Here is a 17,914-nt window from a genome sequence, read left to right on the forward strand (position 1 = left end):
AGAGAAGTCACGTGCCGATGCAAAAAACGGACACGCTGGCGGGGCCAGGGTGTCCGTTTTTGCGTTGAAACGATCGCGAGAGTACTCGATCAGCCCTTGCGACGGCGGGAGGCCAGTGCACCGCTGATGAATAGCAGGGCCGCCAGTCCCAAGGGGAAAGCGCCACCGCCACCGCTCTGGTTCAGCGAGCCCGTTCCGCTGGTGCCGCCACTGAAGGGCAGCGTGCCCGTGCCGGTGCCGGTGCCAGGCGTGGTCGTCGGCGGCGCCGTTGCGGTGACGGAAGTCGACGCCGAAGCCGTGCCGCCCAGATTGTTCGTCACTGTCACCGTGAAGCTGTAGGTGCCGGCGGCGCTGGGCGTGAAGGTGGCGGTGTAGTTCCCGTTGCTGTCCGGTCCTGCGGTAGTGGGGTTCACACCGGGGCCGGCAGTTTGTGCCCACTGGACGCCACCGCCAGACAGCGTGTTACCAAAACCCGCGCCGACCACGGCTGTAAGCGTGACTGCGTTATTGGCTACAACCGTGCTGGCCGAACTCGACACGGTGACCGTCGGGGTGCCGACCGACAGCGCGATGGCCGCGCCGGCATCCAGCATGCCGGCTCCGCAAGCGCCCGGGTTCTGCGCGCAGAACGTACCGGCCGGGAAGGCGCGTGCCGATTGTGTCAGGATCGCCTTGATGTCGTCCACGCTCAGCGTTGGCTTGTGGGACAGCAACAGGGCCGCAACCCCGGCCACGTGCGGCGTCGCCATCGAGGTGCCCATCTCGGTGGTGTAGTAGCTGGTGCCGGTGTCCGGGGTGGTCAAGCTGGCGTTGGACAGCGAGACGATCTTGTCGCCGGTGCCTGTGACGACCTGACCCGGGCCGCCGCCCGGTGCGCTGATCGTTGTACCGGTACCGACGTTGGCGTAGAACGCGTTGTCGCCATCGATCGTGTGGGCTGTCACGGCAATCACGCCGTTGCAGTTGGCTGGTGAGCCAATGAACGGTGCGCCGTCGTTGCCGGTTGCCACCACGATGGTGGCGCCGCGGTTGCGGGCGGCGGTAATGACCGCCTGTTCCGCCGAGGAGCACGCGCCCGCGCCGCCCAGGCTCATGTTGACCACCTGCGCCATCGGCGAATTTGCGGTCAAGGCCGTGCCGCCGGCACCGGGGACGCCGCTGGCGCCAGTGACCCAGGCCAGAGCGTCGAGGATGTCCGATGTGGTGCCGCCGCATTTGCCCAGTGCGCGAGCCATCTGGATCGTCACGTTGGGCGCAATGCCCGCGATGCCGACCGAGTTGTGCTGCGCGACGATCTGGCCCGTGACGAAGGTGCCGTGCCAACTACTGTCGCTGTGAGTCCCTGCGGTGCCGCAGTAGCTGGGGTAGTTGGTGGTGTCTTGTGCCGACACCCAGTCACCCGGATCAGACGGGTTAGTGTCGCGGCCGGCGGGTGTGTCCAGCGGGTCGTTCTCGACAAAGCCCAACGGCACCGTTTTGTTGGTGGCGGGGTCGGGTGTGCCGTGGTACGCGTCGCTGCTGATGAAGTCGTAACCCGGGCGGATATTCGCGCCCACGAAATCCTCGTGATTGGTCAGCAGGCCTGTGTCGATGACAGCCACATTGACCGAGGGCGCGCCCTTGGTGCTATCCCAAGCGGTGGTGATATTGGCGCCACCTGCAGATGGGGTCGGGGGGCCGTTGGCCACCACGGTGCTCGGCCACAGGCTCCACTGCTGAGTGAACTTCGGATCGTTCGGCACGGAAGTCGGCCGCATGATGCGATCCGGCGAGACGTACTCGAACTGGCCACTGGCTTCCATCCGCTGCGCAACCGTTTGTGCATCGGCCAGCGACATCCCGTTAGGCAGGGTGACCACGTGCGCACCGCCCGACATGGCGCGCTTGTACATCACCGGCAGTTGTGCGGCGACTGACCAACGTTGCACCGCCGCAACGTCAGCGCGCGCAATGGGGGTTCCCGGCGCAACCGATTGCGTCTTCAGGCTGCTGTTTTTCTCTTTAACGATGAGCTGCATCACCCATTGCAACTGCGGTGCCGGCGTGGTGGTTTTGCCCACTGCCAGCGCCGGCATTGCGTGATACGACAACAGCCCGAGCGCCACCAGCGCGCGAGCCACACCCCCTGAGACCCCTGTCTTCATGCGAATCGCCTCGATTTTTTTGTGAGGATTGCGAAATTTGCCGAGGCATTTTCCTAAAGGATTTCCATGTCGCGAATGTTCGTTAGGTTTAAGTAGAAACCCTAGTATCGCGAGCCTGGGCTGCTATGGACCGGGCAACGCCCGCTGAAAGGCGACGCATGTCTGCGTCGAGCCATAAAAAAACCGCCTCGCAGGGAGGCGGTTTCGTGCACCGTATGACGGTGTCAACGCGAAAGCGGACGTCGTTTGCGGCTGGCTAGCCCCAGCGCCAACAGCAGCGCAGCCCCAATCAGCGGCACGGCCCCACCACCGCCGCCACCGCCGCTGCTGGTACCGCCGGTCGACCCAGTGGAGCCGCTCGACCCCGAGGTGCCGCTGCCCGCGCCTGCCGGCGCCGTGTTCTGCGCATAGCTGACGGCACCGGCGGCGTCCAGCAGGCCCGCGCCGCAGACGCCTGTGTTCACAGCGCAAAACGTGCCGCCCGGATGCGGTCGCGCAGTCTGCTTCAGCCCTGCGAGCACCTGCACGTTCGACAACTGTGGCTGCACGCTCAACATCAGCGCGATGGTGCCGGCTGTTTCTGGCGTCGAGAAACTTGTACCTGCGACCGACTTGACCGTGGGGTTGCCGACACTCTGCGTACCGTCGTTGGAGTCGGCCTGGATGACCGACGTTGTGCCCGAGCAGCCGGCGCTGGTGGCCTGCGAGTTGCCGCAGCCACCGCCGGGCGCGGACAGCGCGACCTGCGGCCCCACGTTCGCGTAGCTGGCGTTCTCGCCGCTGTCGACGTGCGCGGTGACGGCGATCGCACCCGTGCAATTGGCCGGTGCGTCAACGGTTTGCGCGGCCTCATTGCCGGCGGCGGCCACCACGATGGCGCCGCGTGCGGCCAACTGGTTCACCGCGTCCTGTTCTGCTGCAGAGCACTGCGTGGTGCTGCCCAGGCTCACGTTCACCACCCGCGCCGGGTTGGCGTTGGCCGGCACGCCAGACACGTTGATGCCGCCCGCCCACAGCATGCCGTCCACGGTGTCCGACAGCAGCGCGCCGCACTTGCCCGACACGCGGACCGGCACGATCGGCGTGTTCCAGCCCACCCCTGCGATATCGAGCACATTGTTGGTCTGCGCGGCGAGCACGCTGCTGACCTCGGTGCCGTGCCAGCTGCTGTTGCCGACGTCGTTGCTGGTGCAGCCCGGAATGTTCTGCCATTGCGTGCTGGTCACGCCGTCGCCAAGGTCATGCGCATCCGTTCCCCGGCCGAATGAGTTGCCCGCGCGCGCCGGGTCCGAAATGAAGTTGTAGCCCGGCAGGATCTTGCTCGACAGATCGGGGTGATCCGTGTAGCCGGTATCGACCACCGCCACCACGATGCTCGTCGAGCCCTGCGTGATGTTCCAAGCCGCAGCCGCGTTGATGCCGCCCGGCACCAGCGCCGGCGCGGCCAGATTGTTTTGCGTAGCGAACAGCGGGTCGTTCGGAACGGTGTTGGGCCGCAGGATGCGGTCCGGCACCACGTAGGCCACGCGGGCGTCCTGCGCGATCTTGTTGACGGTGGCCTGGATGCTGGCGGCATCGGTCAGGCCGGTGTGCATGAGTTGCGCGTTCGTCGCCAGCGTGCGCTTGACCTGCAGCGTGCTGCCCGCCGCTTGCGCCACCGACAGCAAGCGGTTGCTTGCCTCGCTGGCCGAGAGCGTCTTGCGCGTGCCACTCGTGTCGTCGCGCCATTTGATGATCAGGTCACCGGTGTACTGCGGTTGCGGCGTGGCTGCTGCGGCCGCTGTGGCGACTTGGCCGCCCACCATCCAGGCAAGACAGGCAAGGCTGGCGCCTGCGCGGCGCCAAGACTTCAACCGGAAGAGGGAGGGGGTCATCAGCGCGGGCTCCGTGGTGTCTCGTTGTGATGAGAAACGTCGTCAGGATGTGATCGTTGACAGACCGTTACACAAAAACAAAGGTAGCACGCGACTCGTCCGCTTGGTGTGGTGGCGAATGGCGATGACGTTTGCGCGGGGAATGGGCCTGCCAATGCGCCGCCATCGCAGCAGAATACGGACCCGGCTGCGACGAAGAACCGGAAATCGGACGCCGCGTGGCACCCGATGATTCACAGTGTGGAGCGGTGTTGCGGTGGCTCAGCGTTGGATCTTCACGACGCGATCCGGATCGGCTGAAGCAACGCCTGGCGTGTTGCGCAACGCGGTTACCGCGCCGTCCACCGTGGCCGATGCATCGCCCGAGGTGGCGCGCACCAACCAGAATCCGCCCGACATCGGGCGTACTACCGCAAAGGCCAGTCGCGGTGTTGCGCGCGCGCCCGCGGCATCCAACAGGCCTTGCACGGTGGCCGATGACGTGGTCGGCGTGCTCAGCCCGATGATGACATCGCCCACGCTGTGTGCGGCGGACACCGAAGCCGGCGGCTGGGTGTTAGTCGATGCCGGGTCCATGGCAGGCGGCTTGCCGGGATCAATCGCCGGCACGGACTTGCATGCGGCCAGCAGGCACAACCCAAGAGCCACCGCCAGCGCAGATTTGGCAGACGACAACAGCGATCGAGGGCGGGCGGCCGATTGGATCATGCGGGCCATGAAGTTCTCCTTGGATTCGGTAGACGACGTTTGCGTCGGGTGCAGCCGGAACCTTCGTGCCAACGACGGCAGCCATGGTTCCGGTATAGGCGATCACTGCGCCACGCGGCGGGATTTCCGCGTGGAGGTTTCCGGCGCCGATTGCGCGCGGCCGGCAGCGAGCATTTCGTCCGCATGGCGGCGCGTGGTGTCGGTTAGCGACGCGCCGCCCAGCATGCGGGCGATCTCGTCCACGCGGCCGGTGGCGTCCAGCACCACGAGGTCGGAACGCGTGCTGCCGGCCACCGTTTGCTTGGCGACCTGAATGTGGTGATTGGCCAGCGCGGCTACTTGGGGCAGGTGCGTGACGCACAGCACCTGGCGGCGCATGCCGAGTTCGCGCAGGCGTCGTCCCACGACCTCCGCCACCGCACCGCCGATGCCGGAATCCACTTCGTCGAAGATCAGCGTGGGGGTTGGGCTGGCCTCGCTGGCAATCACCGAGATGGCCAGGCTGATGCGCGCCAGCTCGCCGCCCGAGGCGACCTTCGCCAACGGCCGCGGCGAAACACCTGCATGCCCGGCAACGAGGAATTCGACCTGTTCCAGCCCCGCCGCGCCGCCTTGGTCCAGCGCGTGCAGCGCGATGTCGAAGCGCCCGCCGGCCATCGACAGGCCTTGCATGGCGCCGGTCACGGCATCGGCCAGCTCGCGTGCGGCCTTGGCGCGGTCGCGCGACAGCGATTGCGCCACCGTCATATAGGCAGCGTGGGCTTGGGCTTCCTGAGCCTGCAGCGCGTCAAGGTCGGACGCGGCTTGCAGCGCCGCCAGTTGCGCCTGGCGTTCAGCCAGTTCGGCAGGCAGCGTTTCAGGGGCGACGCGGTATTTCCGCGCCATGGTGTGCAGCGCCTGCATGCGCGCATCGACTTCGGCCAGCCGATCCGGATCCAGCTCCGCGCGGTCGGCATAGCGCGCGAGCGTGTGCACGGCTTCCTGGATTTGCACCTCGGCCGGCTCAAGCGCAGCCAGCACATCGGCAAGCGCGGGGTCGATCTCGGCCAGTTCGCGCAGCGTATGGAGCGTCGCGCCCAGTTGCGTGAGCACCGCGCCTTCGGATTCGGACAAACCGTCCAGCGCCGCGCGCGTGCCTTCGATCAGGCTGGCCGCGTGCGACAGGCGGTGATGCTCGGCCTGTATCTCCTCCCACTCGCCGGGTTGGGGGCCAAGCTTCTGCAATTCGTTGACCTGCCATTCGATGCGCTCGCGTTCGAGCTGGGCTTCGCGCGACTGCTGCTCGGCAGCTTCGCGTGCGCGCACCACGGCGTGCCACTCTCGGTAGCGCTCGCCCACCATGCGCACGGCGCTTTCCAGGCCCGCATGGGCGTCGAGCAAGCTGCGCTGGGCGTCTGTTTTGAGCAGCAGTTGATGCGCGTGCTGGCCGTGGATGTCGACCAGTTGCTCACCCACTTCGCGCAGTTGCGCCAGCGTAACGGCCGCCCCGTTGATGAAGGCCTTGCTGCGGCCGGCGGCATCGACCGTCCGACGCAGCAGGATCACGCCCTCGTCGTCGTGCAGTTCATGCGCTTCTAGCCATGCGACCACGTGCGGATGCACGTCGAACTCGGCGGTGATGTCGGCGCGCGGCGCCCCTTCGCGGACGACGGCCGCATCGGCGCGCTCGCCCAGCGTCAGGGCAAGTGCATCGATCAGGATGGATTTGCCCGCGCCGGTTTCGCCCGTGAATACGGTAAAGCCGTCGGCCAGATCGAGATCCAGCGCGTGAACGATGACGAAATCGCGGATAGTGAGACTGCGCAGCATGGAAGAGGTGTTAGAGCCGGTTGTCTTCGGTCGGGTACTCGTGCCAGTGCAGCTTCTTGCGCAGCGTGGCGTAGTAGTTGTAGCCGATCGGGTGCAGCAGCCGCACCGTGCGCTCGGAGCGGCGCACGACGATGCGGTCGCCGGGCAGCAGGGACGTGAGCGACTGCATGTCGAAGTTGACGCTGGCATCACGCCCGCTGGTGACCTGGATGACCACCTCGGCGTCGTGCGGAATGACGATCGGCCGGTTCGACAGCGAGTGCGGCGCGATGGGCACCAGCACCAGACCCGACAGCGCCGGATGCAGGATCGGGCCGCCCGCGGACAGCGCATACGCCGTCGAGCCGGTCGGCGTGGAAACGATCAAGCCGTCCGAACGCTGGTTGTACATGAAGAAGCCGTCGACCGACACGGCCAGTTCCACCATCCCCGAAGTGCCCGAGCGGTTGACCACCACGTCGTTGAAGGCGAGGGCGGAGAAGATGACCTCGTCGTCGCGCACGACCTGGGCCTGCAGCAGCGTGCGGGTTTCGGCCTCGTAGCGGCCCGCCAACATGTCGGGCAGCACGGTGTGCACGTCGTCGAACGGGATGTCGGTCATGAAGCCGAGGCGCCCGTGGTTGACGCCGATCACGGGGACGCTGGCGCCAGCCAGGTGACGCCCGATGCCGAGCAGCGTGCCGTCGCCGCCGAGCACGACGGCCACATCGGCGTGGCGCGCCATCTCTTCGGGCGGCAGGGCGGGGTAGTCCTGGACGCCGATGTTGAGCGCCGTTTCGCGCTCGAACACAATGTCATGCCCGCGCCCGGCGATGCAGGATGCCAGCTCCATGAGCGGGCCGGCAATGTTGGCGGCCGAATACCGGCCGACCAGCGCAACGGTCTTGAAAGGCGAGACAGGCGAGGCGGCGGGAGCTTGCGGGGCCACGGCGGACGGGGAAGTCGACATGCGCGCATTACACCATATCGATATGACCGTCGCCACGTTAGCGCGAGTTTCGTGGAGAAACGCCGACATCACCCGCAGACAGGCGCCGATTTTGCGTAAAATTGACGAATCATGGACAAGCGCGCAACCATCCTCCTCAAGACCCTGATCGAACGGTATATCGCCGAGGGCCAGCCCGTGGGCTCGCGCACCTTGTCGAAATATTCGGGGCTCGATCTGTCGCCGGCCACCATCCGAAATGTGATGTCGGACCTGGAGGAGATGGGCTTCATCGCCAGCCCGCACACCTCCGCCGGCCGCGTGCCGACGCCGCGCGGCTACCGGCTCTTTGTCGATACGATGCTGACGGCCAGCCCGCTTGACGTGCTGAGCACGCAAGACCGCATGGCCCAGCAGATGGTTGGGGCGATTGCGGAGCAGGTCCGCACGCAGCTGGCCTCGCATGGGTCGGAATCGTCGCAGCGGGTGATTGCGGCGGCGGCGCAAACCTTGTCCAACCTCTCGCAGTTTGCCGGCATCGTGATGACGCCGCGCCGCACGCATGCGTTCCGGCAGATCGAATTCCTGCGGCTGTCGGAGTCGCGCATCCTGCTGATCGTCGTCACCCCGGAAGGCGACGTGCAGAACCGCATCATCCATACCGATACCCCCTACACCCCGTCGCAGCTGGTGGAAGCGGCTAACTACATCAACGCGCACTACGGCGGCCAGACGTTCGACGCGGTGCGCGAAAGCCTGAGGGGCGAACTCTCTGCGCTGCAGGCCGACATGACGGCGCTGATGCAGGCGGCTGTGGAGGCGGGCAGCAGCGCCGTGTCGGAAGAAGAACCAGTCGTCATCTCGGGCGAGCGCAAGCTGCTGGATGTGGAAGACCTGTCTTCATCCATGGATAAGCTGCGCCGGCTCTTTGCCGTGTTCGAGCAGAAGACCGGCCTGCTGCAACTGCTCGACGTATCGAGCCGCGCCGAGGGCGTGCAGATCTTCATCGGCGGCGAAAGCAGCCTCGTCCCGCACGAAGACATGGCGGTCATCACCGCACCGTACGAGGTGGACGGCAAGATCGTCGGCACGCTCGGCGTGATCGGGCCGATGCGCATGGCATATGAGCGCGTGATCCCGATTGTGGATATCACGGCCAAGCTGCTGTCCAGCACGCTCAGCCAATATTGATCTCCCGGTTGTTCTGTCTGCGAGCTGCATAAGCTCAGCCGATTTTCTTCGACGACAGCCCACGCTGCCGTCTCTCACAATCGACTCCGGCGCATGTGCGCGATTCTTTTCTGCCGGAGTCTTTCATGGCTGGTTCTTCCTTCTCCCGTTTGCTGGCTGCAGCGATGTCTGCGGCCATTTCGTTCGCCTTGTTTGGCGCTGCTCCTGCACGCGCGGCCGACCGCGAGGTTGTGATCGCCTATCAGGACATGGTGCTGCCCTGGCGCTACGCCCAGGCCACGGGCGAGGTCGAGCGTGCCACCGGCTATAAGGTGACGTACCGCCAACTCGCCAGCGGCGCCGACGTGGTGCGCGCCATCGCGTCGGGTTCCGTGCAGATCGGCGAAGCGGGCTCCAGCCCGATTGCGGCCGGCGTGTCGCAGGGCGTGGACCTGTCGCTGTTCTGGATTCTCGACAACATCAACGATGCAGAAGCGCTGGTTGCCCGCAACGGCAGCGGCGTGTTGCGCGTGGCGGACCTGAAGGGCAAGACCTTGGGCGTACCGTATGTCTCGACCTCGCATTTCCATGCGCTGGTGGCGCTGCAGCAAGCCGGGCTCGAGCCGCGCGACGTGAAGGTCGTCAACCTGCGGCCGCAGGAGTTGTCGGCCGCGTGGGACCGGGGCGATGTCGATGCCGCCTTTATTTGGGATCCGGTGCTCGCCAAGGTGAAGAAGAACGGCACCGTGCTGACCACCTCCGGCAAGATCGCCGCCGCCACCGGCAAGTCGACCTTTGATGGCTTCGTGGCGGACCGCAAGTTTGCGCGCGACCATGCCGAGTTCATCGCCAAGTTTGTTGAAGTGCTGTCCAAGGCCGATGCAGCTTATCGCGACAACAAGGCCGCGTGGACGGCGACGTCGCCGCAGGTGGCAGCCGTGGCCAAGACGTCGGGCGCGACGGCGGCGGATGTGCCGGCAAGTCTTGCGCTGTATGCCTTCCCGGATGCGGCGGAGCAGGCTTCCAAGCGCTGGCTGGGCGGCGGCGCGCAGTCGGGCGCAGCGCAATCGCTGCTGGCCACGGCGCAGTTTCTGAAGACGCAGGGCACGATCCAGACGGTGCTGCCGGATTACGGTGCCACCATCGACTCGCGCTTTGTCCAGCGCGCGGCCAATGCTGGCAACAAGGCCGTCGCCACCGCAGCGCGATGAGCCGCATCGATGTGCGCGGCCTGGGCGTCGACTACATCGACGCGCACGGCCGCACCACCCGCGCCCTGGCCGGTGTGGATTTGTCGATCAACGCCGGCGAGTTCGTCGTGGCCCTGGGGGCTTCCGGGTGCGGCAAGACCACGCTGCTGAACTGCCTCGCGGGTTTTGTGGCGCCCACGTCGGGGCAGATTCTCCTGGACGGCCGCGAAATCGATGGGCCGGGCGCGGACCGCGGCGTGGTGTTCCAGCGCTATGGGCTCATGCCGTGGCTGAACGTGCGCGACAACGTGGCGCTTGGCCTCAAGCTGCGCGGTGTCGACCGCAAGACGCGGCATGCGCGTGCGCTGGAGTTGCTCCGGCTGGTCGGCCTTGAAGCGCATGCCGCATCGCCCGTCTATGCCCTGTCCGGCGGTATGCAGCAACGCGTTGGCATTGCCCGCGCGCTGGCGACGGAGCCCCGCGTGCTGTTGATGGACGAACCGATGGGCGCGCTCGACGCGTTCACGCGCGAGACCATGCAGACGCTCGTGCTCGATGTCTGGCAACGCACCGGCACGACCGTTTTCTTCATCACGCACGACGTGGAGGAGGCGCTGTTCCTGGCAACGCGCCTGATCGTGATGTCGCCATCGCCGGGGCGCATCGTGCAGACATTCGATCTGCCGTTCTCGCGGCAGGCGCTGGCAGGCGGCGACGCCCGCGCGGTGAAATCGTCGCCGGACTTCATTGCCTGGCGCGAGCGTGTACTGGCGCTGATCCACCATGCCCCCGAGGAGCTGCTCGCATGAGCGCGCTCGAAACTCCCGTGCTGCAGCGCGCCTCGGCCGATGCAGCGCCGCCTTCCAGCAGGCCGGCGCGCAGGCTGCGCGGCTATCGTCTGCCGGGCGAGGGCAGCGCATTGGGGCTCAGCGTGTTGTCCGTAACTGCGCTGCTCGTGCTTTGGTGGGCCGCGACCACCTTCCATTGGGTGCCGCCGTTGTTCCTGCCTTCACCGCAGGCCGTCGGGCGCGCATTCATCGATGCGTGGCATGGCGATATTCAAGGCGGCCAGCCGCTGGCGTCGCATCTGGGCTGGAGCGCGTTGCGCGTGTTCGGTGCGTTTGCGCTGGCTGCCGTGACGGCCATACCGATCGGCCTTGCGATGGGCGTTTCCCGCACCGCGCGCGGCTTGCTGGATCCGCCCATCGAGTTTTATCGCCCGCTGCCGCCGCTGGCATACCTGCCGCTCGTGGTCATCTGGCTGGGCATTGATGAGCGCGCCAAGATTGTCGTCATCTATCTTGCCTGCTTCGCACCGATTGCCATGGCCGCGCGTGCCGGCGTGCGCAGCGCCACGCTTGAGCAGATCAACGCCGCGTATGCGCTTGGCGCGAGCTTCACGCAGGTGGTGCGACATGTGATCCTGCCGGCGGCGCTGCCCGAGATCCTGACCGGCTTGCGCATCGCCATCGGCTTCGGCTGGACCACGCTGGTGGCAGCGGAAATGGTGGCGGCCACCGTGGGCGTGGGGCAGATGGTGCTCAATGCGTCGAGCTTTCTGCGCACCGACCTCGTGGTGATGGGCATCGTGCTGATCGGCGCGATTGCATGGGCGTTCGACTTGGCCATGCGCGCCATCGAAGCGCGCGTGGTGCCCTGGAAGGGCCGCAGCTAACCGAGACTCAGAAGCTGCCCGTGAACTGATAACGCCCGCCCGGATGCCACATGGTCGCCACGGACGCGACCTGACCCTGCGACAACGTTTTTCGCCGCAGCATCAGGCAGGGCTCGCGCACGTCCATGTGCAGCATTTCGGCGATCTCACGGGTGGGCAGGCGCGCCTCGATGCCGTAATCCACGCCCTGCAACGGGGCGGCACGCATGAGGTACGCGTTTGGCGTGGTCTGCGTGAAATCCTGCTCCATGTATTCCGGCGCCAATGCCGCGTTGACCCAACGGTCTTCCACCTGGATCGGCAGGTCGTTTTCAAAGTGCACGATCAGTGAATGAAAGAGCACGCGGCCGGCGGGCACGCCAAACGAAGCTGCCATCGCTTCGTTGGCGCGGGCGCGTTCCAGCTTGTGCAGTTCGGCGCGGTGCCGATGGCCGCGCGCTGCAATTTCCTCGGCGATATTGCGGATCGCCACCAGCGTCGCCTGGTATTTCTGCTGCGCGACGAATGTTCCCAGCCCCTGCACGCGCGTGAGGATCTGCTCGGCGGTCAACTCACGCAGCGCGCGATTGACCGTCATGCGCGACACGCCAAAGGTCTGCGCGAGCGTCGTCTCCCCCGGAATCATTTCCCCTTCCTGCCACTCCCCGCTACGAATGCGCGTGAGGATGTCTTCCTTGATGCGCTGGAAGGCGGGCGTGCTGGCGGACGGGTCGTGTGACATGGGCGTGGCTTGCAGTGCGGTGGTGGCCGCGGATGTGATGTGCGGATGGCGGTCATCATCAGGGTTTGCTCTTAGCTTGTAAAGTTTTCTTGCCTAAGTTGTATATACAACATAAGATGCGCTCCATGACAAAGGAGTTCGCAGGAGACCTCACATGAACGCCCCGACCCACGCTGCCCACCTGACCAACGATCCGCGCTACGACGCTTCGCGTGAAATCCGCGCCCCGCGCGGCACCGAGCTGCACTGCAAGAGCTGGCTGACCGAAGCGGCTTACCGGATGCTGCAGAACAACCTCGACCCGGATGTGGCCGAGAACCCCAAGCACCTCGTCGTGTATGGCGGCATCGGCCGCGCCGCGCGCGACTGGGCCTGCTTCGACAAGATCCTGGAAACGCTGCGCGAGCTGAACGACGACGAATCGCTGCTCGTGCAATCGGGCAAGCCGGTGGGCGTGTTCAAGACCCACCCCGATGCGCCGCGCGTCCTGATCGCCAACTCCAACCTCGTGCCCAAGTGGGCGAACTGGGAACACTTCAACGAGCTGGATCGCAAGGGCCTGTTCATGTACGGCCAGATGACTGCCGGCAGCTGGATCTACATCGGCAGCCAGGGCATCGTGCAGGGCACATACGAGACGTTTGCCGAAGCCGGCCGCCAACATTACGACGGCAAGCTGGCCGGCAAGTGGATCCTGACCGCCGGCCTGGGCGGCATGGGCGGCGCCCAGCCGCTGGCCGCCACGCTGGCCGGCGCCGTGTCGCTGAACATCGAGTGCCAGCAATCGAGCATCGATTTCCGCCTGCGTACGCGCTACCTCGACAAGCAAGCCAAGGATATCGACGACGCATTCAACCTGATTCGCCACCATTGCGAGCGCGGCGAGGCCGTGTCCATCGGCCTGCTCGGCAATGCGGCGGAAATCCTGCCGGAGCTGGTCAAGCGTGCCCGCGCCGGTGGCCTGAAGCCGGATCTGGTGACCGACCAGACCTCGGCGCATGATCTGGTCAACGGCTATCTGCCGATTGGCTGGACGGTCGAGCAATGGCGTGCTGCGCAACGTGACCCGTCGCAGCACGCCCGCCTGACCGACGAGGCCGCCAAGTCCTGCGCCGTGCACGTGCAGGCCATGCTCGATTTCCAGGCCATGGGCATCCCGACGGTCGACTACGGCAACAACATCCGCCAGGTCGCGTTCGACCAGGGTGTGAAGAACGCCTTCGACTTCCCGGGCTTCGTGCCGGCCTACATCCGTCCGCTGTTCTGCGAGGGCAAGGGCCCGTTCCGCTGGGTGGCGCTGTCGGGCGATCCGGAAGACATCTACAAGACCGACGCCAAGATCAAGGAACTCTTCCCGCACAACACGCACGTGCATCGCTGGCTCGACATGGCGCGTGATCGCATCGCCTTCCAGGGCCTGCCCGCGCGCATCTGCTGGCTGGGCCTGGGCGAGCGTCACTTGGCCGGTCTGGCTTTCAACGAGATGGTCAAGAATGGCGAGCTGAAGGCGCCGATCGTGATCGGTCGCGACCACCTCGACACGGGTTCGGTCGCCAGCCCCAACCGCGAAACCGAAGCCATGCGCGACGGCACCGACGCCGTGTCGGACTGGCCGCTGCTCAACGCGCTGCTCAACACGGCCGGCGGTGCGACGTGGGTGTCGCTGCACCATGGCGGCGGTGTCGGCATGGGCTATTCGCAGCACTCGGGCGTGGTGATCGTGGCCGACGGCACCGACGCGGCGGCCAAGCGCCTGGGCCGTGTGCTCGTCAACGATTCGGGCTCGGGCGTCATGCGCCATGCCGATGCCGGTTATGAAACCGCCATCGCCTGCGCCAAGCGCAACGGTTTGAACCTGCCGATGATCGGCTAAGTTAAAGACATCCTCTCGCATTGCTATGAACACCATGACCACGCCCCCCATCATCACGTTGCAGCCGGGCGCAATGTCCTTCGCCGACCTGCGCCGCGTCTGGCTCGCCCCGACGCCTGTTGCGCTGTCGGGCGATTGCGCGGCCGCCATCGAAGCGTCTGCGGCCACCGTGCAGGCCATCGTTGCCAAGGGCGACCCGGCCTACGGCATCAACACCGGGTTCGGCCTGCTGGCCAAGACGCAGATCCCCACACACGAGCTGGAGCGCCTGCAACGCAACCTCATCCTCTCGCACGCCGTCGGCACGGGTGAAGACCTGAGCGACAACGTCGCGCGCCTCGTGCTGTTGATGAAGGCTGCCAGCCTGGCGCGCGGCTATTCGGGCGTGCGCCGTGTCGTGATCGACACGCTGCTGGCACTGCTGAACGCCGGCATCGTGCCGTGCATTCCGTCCAAGGGTTCGGTGGGCGCGTCGGGCGATCTGGCGCCGCTCGCGCACATGACGCTGGCCCTGCTGGGCGAGGGCGACGTGCGCGTGAACGGCGTGCGCACGCCGGCGCGTGCCGCATTGGCCGCCGCCGGAATCGAGCCGATCGCGCTGGCCGCCAAGGAAGGCCTGGCACTCATCAACGGCACGCAGGTGTCGACCGCGCTGGCGCTCAACGGTCTGTTCTTGGCCGAGCGACTGCTGCAAGCCGCTACGGTGTCGGGTGCGTTGTCGGTGGATGCTGCCAAGGGCAGCGATGCCCCGTTCGACCCGCGCGTGCACACCGTGCGTGGCCAAGCCGGCCAGATCGCGACCGCGGCCGTGTACCGCAACCTGCTGGCCGGCAGCGCCATCCGCCAATCGCACCTCGTCGGCGACAAGCGCGTGCAAGACCCGTATAGCCTGCGCTGCCAGCCGCAAGTCATGGGCGCATGTTTCGACCTGATCCGCCAAGCCGGCGCCACGCTGCTCACCGAAGCCAACGCCGTCACCGACAACCCGCTGGTCTACGCCGACGCCGGTGAAGTGATCTCGGGCGGCAACTTCCACGCCGAACCGGTGGCGTTTGCTGCCGACATGCTTGCGCTGGCGATTGCCGAGATCGGTGCGCTGTCGGAGCGCCGCATCGCGCTGCTGATCGACTCCACGCTGTCGGGCTTGCCGCCGTTCCTGGTCGAGCAGCCGGGCCTGAACTCGGGCTTCATGATCGCGCACGTCACGGCCGCGGCGCTGGCTTCGGAAAACAAGACGTTCGCCCACCCGGCCAGCGTCGACAGCCTGCCGACTTCGGCCAACCAGGAAGACCACGTCAGCATGGCGACCTTCGCGGGCCGCCGTTTGCAGGACATGGCCGAGAACACCGCCACCATCGTCGGCATCGAAGCGCTGGCGGCGGCGCAGGGCATCGACTTCCACAAGCCGCTGGCGACGTCCGACACCCTGCAGAAGGCACATGGCTGCATCCGCGCGCGCGTGGCCTACTACGGTGAAGATCGCCTGTTCGCCCCCGACATCGAAGCCGCCCGCCGCCTCGTGCTCGACGGTGCCCTCGGCGATTCGTGCCGGGCGCACGTCGGCGAACTCGCACTCGTCTGACCATGCTTGCCCAAGCCGAACCGAACGTCTGGCAAGGCCGTGTCGATGCGGAGGAAGGCCCGCTGGGCTTGCGTTGGCACCAGACGGTGCGCCGCATCGACGCATCGACGCCGCTGGCCAACACCGTCGCCCTGGCGGGCTTTGCCTGCGATGCGGGTGTGGCGCGCAATCACGGGCGAACCGGTGCGCAGGCGGGCCCGGCCGCCATCCGCAAGATGCTCGCGAACTTGCCCGCGCGTGCCGGCCGTGTGGTCGTCGACGCGGGCGACGTGACTTGCCAGGGCGATGCGCTGGAAGACGCGCAGAGCGCATTGTCGGGTGTGCTCCACGATCTGCTCGACCGCGGCGCATTTCCGATCGCGCTCGGCGGCGGGCACGAGATCGCGTGGGCTTCGTTCGGCGGCTTGGCGCGGCATCTGGCGGCGAAATCCGACCAGCCCCCGCGTATCGGCATTCTCAATCTGGACGCGCATTTCGATTTGCGTGCCGGCGAGCGCGGCAGCTCGGGCACGCCATTCCGCCAGATCGCCGAAGACTGCGCGCGGCGCGGATGGCCGTTCCACTACGCTTGCCTCGGCGTGAGCACTTACGCCAACACCGAGGCACTGTTCGCGCGTGCGCGTCAGCTCGGCGTGCGCTGGATGCACGACGATGAGATGGACGTCACGCAACTCTCGCACGTGTTGAAGGTGGTGGAGGTGTTCCTGAGCCAGGTCGACCACGTCTATCTGACGATGTGCCTCGACGTGCTGCCGGCCGCCGTGGCCCCCGGCGTGAGCGCGCCGTCCGCACGCGGCGTGGGGATGGACGTGATCGAACCCATCGTCGATCTTGTGGTCAGCTCGGGCAAGCTGCGGCTGGCGGATGTGGCGGAACTGAACCCGTCGCTCGACATCGACAACCACACGGCGCGTGTCGCCGCCCGTCTCGTGGCGCGCGTGGCAGACGGCATTGGCCTGCAGGGAGCCGCACATGACTGATCCGGCCAACCCGCACTGGGACGCGCTCTGGACCAACGTCCACCTCGCCACGCTCGCCGCCGATGCCGACGGCTACGGCGAAATCCGCGACGGGGCCATCGCCATCAAGGATGGCCGCATTGCTTGGCTTGGCTACCGCGCCGATCTGCCTGCGAACGCTCACGCCACACGCGAACACGATGGCGGCGGCGCGTGGCTCACGCCCGGCCTGATCGATTGCCACACACACCTCGTCTACGCCGGCAACCGCAGCAATGAATTCGAAGCGCGCCTGAACGGCGTGCCATACGAAGAGATCGCGCGCGCGGGCGGCGGCATCCTCTCGACCGTTCGCGCCACGCGGGCCGCCAGCGAAGACGCGTTGGCCGACGCCAGCCTGCCGCGCCTGAATGCCCTGCGCGCCGAAGGTGTCACCACCGTCGAGATCAAGTCCGGCTACGGCCTGAACCTGGAAACCGAGCGCTGCATGCTGCGCGTTGCACGGCGCTTCGGCCAGTCATTGCCGGTGCGCGTGCGGACAACATTCCTCGGCGCGCATGCCGTGCCGCCCGAATTCGCCGGCCGTGCGGATGACTACATCGATCATCTCTGCGCCGATGTGCTGCCCGCGCTCGCTGCGGAAGGTTTGGTCGATGCCGTTGACGCCTTCTGCGAAACCATTGGCTTTACGCCCGCACAGACGGCGCGCATGTTCGACGCGGCGCAGCGCCACGGCTTGCCGGTCAAGCTGCACGCCGAGCAGCTCTCGGATCAGGGCGGCGCTGCGCTGGTGGCTCGCTACGGCGGCCTGTCAGCGGATCACCTCGAATGCCTGACCGAGGCCGGCATCGCAGCCATGGCGCAAGCCGGCACGGTGGCCGTGCTGCTGCCCGGCGCGTTCTACTGCCTGCGCGAAACGCGCCTCCCGCCGATGGCCGCGCTGCGCGCCGCCGGTGTGCCCATGGCCGTGTCGACAGACTGCAACCCTGGTACCTCGCCGTTGTCGTCACTGCTGCTGGCGATGAACATGGCGTGCACGCTGTTCCGCCTGACGCCGCTGGAAGCGCTGACCGGCGCCACGCGTCATGCTGCCGCAGGGCTGGGCCTGTCCGGCACGTGTGGCGTGCTGGCTCCGGGCTGCGCGGCCGATTTCGCTCTGTGGCGCATCGACCGGCCCGCCGATCTGGCGTACGCGATGGGGCTGAACCCGTGTGTGGGCGTGGTCAAGGATGGCACCGTGGTGGCGTAAGGAACACGCGATGACGCGGCTCGTATAATCGG

The 17,914-nt window shown here is 66.6% G+C and carries 14 protein-coding genes; 8 read left to right on the plus strand and 6 right to left on the minus strand.

The genetic code is table 11. From position 1 onward, the window contains the following. Window positions 1–89: 89 nt before the first annotated feature. From N511_RS0118340 to N511_RS0118360, 5 genes are all read right to left on the minus strand, one after another. Window positions 90–2,144, minus strand: coding sequence for a S8 family serine peptidase (locus N511_RS0118340; RefSeq protein WP_027680610.1), 2,055 nt, complete (start codon window positions 2,142–2,144; stop codon window positions 90–92). Between the two features lie 224 nt (window positions 2,145–2,368). Further along, window positions 2,369–4,018: an MprA protease, GlyGly-CTERM protein-sorting domain-containing form gene (mprA, locus tag N511_RS0118345; RefSeq protein WP_027680611.1), complete on the minus strand. Its 1,650-nt coding sequence runs from the start codon at window positions 4,016–4,018 to the stop codon at window positions 2,369–2,371. A gap of 261 nt (window positions 4,019–4,279) precedes the next feature. Then, window positions 4,280–4,726 (minus strand): hypothetical protein, encoded by a 447-nt coding sequence (locus N511_RS0118350; RefSeq protein WP_027680612.1) that lies wholly within the window; start codon window positions 4,724–4,726, stop codon window positions 4,280–4,282. 102 nt (window positions 4,727–4,828) lie between these two features. Further along, complete coding sequence (gene recN / locus N511_RS0118355) at window positions 4,829–6,535, minus strand: DNA repair protein RecN (RefSeq protein WP_027680613.1); 1,707 nt, start codon at window positions 6,533–6,535, stop codon at window positions 4,829–4,831. A gap of 10 nt (window positions 6,536–6,545) precedes the next feature. Then, window positions 6,546–7,484, minus strand: coding sequence for an NAD kinase (locus N511_RS0118360; protein WP_027680614.1), 939 nt, complete (start codon window positions 7,482–7,484; stop codon window positions 6,546–6,548). A 111-nt stretch (window positions 7,485–7,595) separates the two neighbouring features. Here N511_RS0118360 and hrcA point away from each other — a divergent pair, with 111 nt between their 5' ends. From hrcA to N511_RS0118380, 4 genes are all read left to right on the plus strand, one after another. Continuing rightward, window positions 7,596–8,654 carry a heat-inducible transcriptional repressor HrcA gene (gene hrcA / locus N511_RS0118365; protein ID WP_027680615.1) on the plus strand — a complete coding sequence of 353 codons (1,059 nt, stop codon included), beginning with the start codon at window positions 7,596–7,598 and terminating at the stop codon, window positions 8,652–8,654. 125 nt (window positions 8,655–8,779) lie between these two features. After that, window positions 8,780–9,844: a taurine ABC transporter substrate-binding protein gene (tauA, locus tag N511_RS0118370; protein WP_027680616.1), complete on the plus strand. Its 1,065-nt coding sequence runs from the start codon at window positions 8,780–8,782 to the stop codon at window positions 9,842–9,844. Beyond that, window positions 9,841–10,632 carry a taurine ABC transporter ATP-binding protein gene (locus tag N511_RS0118375; protein ID WP_027680617.1) on the plus strand — a complete coding sequence of 264 codons (792 nt, stop codon included), beginning with the start codon at window positions 9,841–9,843 and terminating at the stop codon, window positions 10,630–10,632. Before tauA ends, N511_RS0118375 begins: the two co-directional genes overlap by 4 nt. Next, window positions 10,629–11,498, plus strand: coding sequence for an ABC transporter permease subunit (locus N511_RS0118380; RefSeq protein ID WP_027680618.1), 870 nt, complete (start codon window positions 10,629–10,631; stop codon window positions 11,496–11,498). The genes N511_RS0118375 and N511_RS0118380 overlap by 4 nt, the downstream gene beginning before the upstream one ends. A gap of 7 nt (window positions 11,499–11,505) precedes the next feature. Here N511_RS0118380 and hutC read toward each other — a convergent pair whose 3' ends face one another. Then, window positions 11,506–12,219: a histidine utilization repressor gene (gene hutC, locus N511_RS0118385; protein ID WP_027680619.1), complete on the minus strand. Its 714-nt coding sequence runs from the start codon at window positions 12,217–12,219 to the stop codon at window positions 11,506–11,508. A gap of 154 nt (window positions 12,220–12,373) precedes the next feature. Between hutC and hutU the strand changes: the two genes are divergently transcribed. From hutU to hutI, 4 genes are read left to right on the plus strand one after another with little or no spacing between them, the layout of a single operon-like run. Beyond that, window positions 12,374–14,092, plus strand: a complete 1,719-nt coding sequence (hutU, locus tag N511_RS0118390; RefSeq protein ID WP_027680620.1) for a urocanate hydratase — start codon at window positions 12,374–12,376, stop codon at window positions 14,090–14,092. Between the two features lie 25 nt (window positions 14,093–14,117). Further along, entirely contained in the window at window positions 14,118–15,674 is a 1,557-nt protein-coding gene (hutH, locus tag N511_RS0118395; protein WP_024972187.1) for a histidine ammonia-lyase, read from the plus strand. 2 nt (window positions 15,675–15,676) lie between these two features. Beyond that, window positions 15,677–16,654 (plus strand): formimidoylglutamase, encoded by a 978-nt coding sequence (hutG, locus tag N511_RS0118400; protein ID WP_027680621.1) that lies wholly within the window; start codon window positions 15,677–15,679, stop codon window positions 16,652–16,654. After that, a complete protein-coding gene (gene hutI, locus N511_RS0118405) occupies window positions 16,647–17,882 on the plus strand; it encodes an imidazolonepropionase (RefSeq protein WP_027680622.1) in 1,236 nt (411 codons plus the stop codon). Before hutG ends, hutI begins: the two co-directional genes overlap by 8 nt. Window positions 17,883–17,914 lie beyond the last annotated feature (32 nt).

Origin of the sequence: Ralstonia sp. UNC404CL21Col (assembly GCF_000620465.1) — a bacterium.
Taxonomy (GTDB): Bacteria; Pseudomonadota; Gammaproteobacteria; order Burkholderiales; family Burkholderiaceae; genus Ralstonia; species Ralstonia flatus.

Excerpts from the sequence above, each read along its gene's own strand:
- tauA (WP_027680616.1), top strand. The coding sequence starts at position 8,780 with ATGGCTGGTTCTTCCTTCTCCCGTTTGCTGGCTGCAGCGATGTCTGCG.
- N511_RS0118380 (WP_027680618.1), top strand. The coding sequence starts at position 10,629 with ATGAGCGCGCTCGAAACTCCCGTGCTGCAGCGCGCCTCGGCCGATGCA.
- hrcA (WP_027680615.1), top strand. The coding sequence starts at position 7,596 with ATGGACAAGCGCGCAACCATCCTCCTCAAGACCCTGATCGAACGGTAT.
- hutG (WP_027680621.1), top strand. The coding sequence starts at position 15,677 with ATGCTTGCCCAAGCCGAACCGAACGTCTGGCAAGGCCGTGTCGATGCG.
- hutH (WP_024972187.1), top strand. The coding sequence starts at position 14,118 with ATGAACACCATGACCACGCCCCCCATCATCACGTTGCAGCCGGGCGCA.
- N511_RS0118375 (WP_027680617.1), top strand. The coding sequence starts at position 9,841 with ATGAGCCGCATCGATGTGCGCGGCCTGGGCGTCGACTACATCGACGCG.
- hutC (WP_027680619.1), bottom strand. The coding sequence starts at position 12,219 with ATGTCACACGACCCGTCCGCCAGCACGCCCGCCTTCCAGCGCATCAAG.
- N511_RS0118350 (WP_027680612.1), bottom strand. The coding sequence starts at position 4,726 with ATGATCCAATCGGCCGCCCGCCCTCGATCGCTGTTGTCGTCTGCCAAA.
- N511_RS0118340 (WP_027680610.1), bottom strand. The coding sequence starts at position 2,144 with ATGAAGACAGGGGTCTCAGGGGGTGTGGCTCGCGCGCTGGTGGCGCTC.
- recN (WP_027680613.1), bottom strand. The coding sequence starts at position 6,535 with ATGCTGCGCAGTCTCACTATCCGCGATTTCGTCATCGTTCACGCGCTG.
- N511_RS0118360 (WP_027680614.1), bottom strand. The coding sequence starts at position 7,484 with ATGTCGACTTCCCCGTCCGCCGTGGCCCCGCAAGCTCCCGCCGCCTCG.
- hutI (WP_027680622.1), top strand. The coding sequence starts at position 16,647 with ATGACTGATCCGGCCAACCCGCACTGGGACGCGCTCTGGACCAACGTC.
- hutU (WP_027680620.1), top strand. The coding sequence starts at position 12,374 with ATGAACGCCCCGACCCACGCTGCCCACCTGACCAACGATCCGCGCTAC.
- mprA (WP_027680611.1), bottom strand. The coding sequence starts at position 4,018 with ATGACCCCCTCCCTCTTCCGGTTGAAGTCTTGGCGCCGCGCAGGCGCC.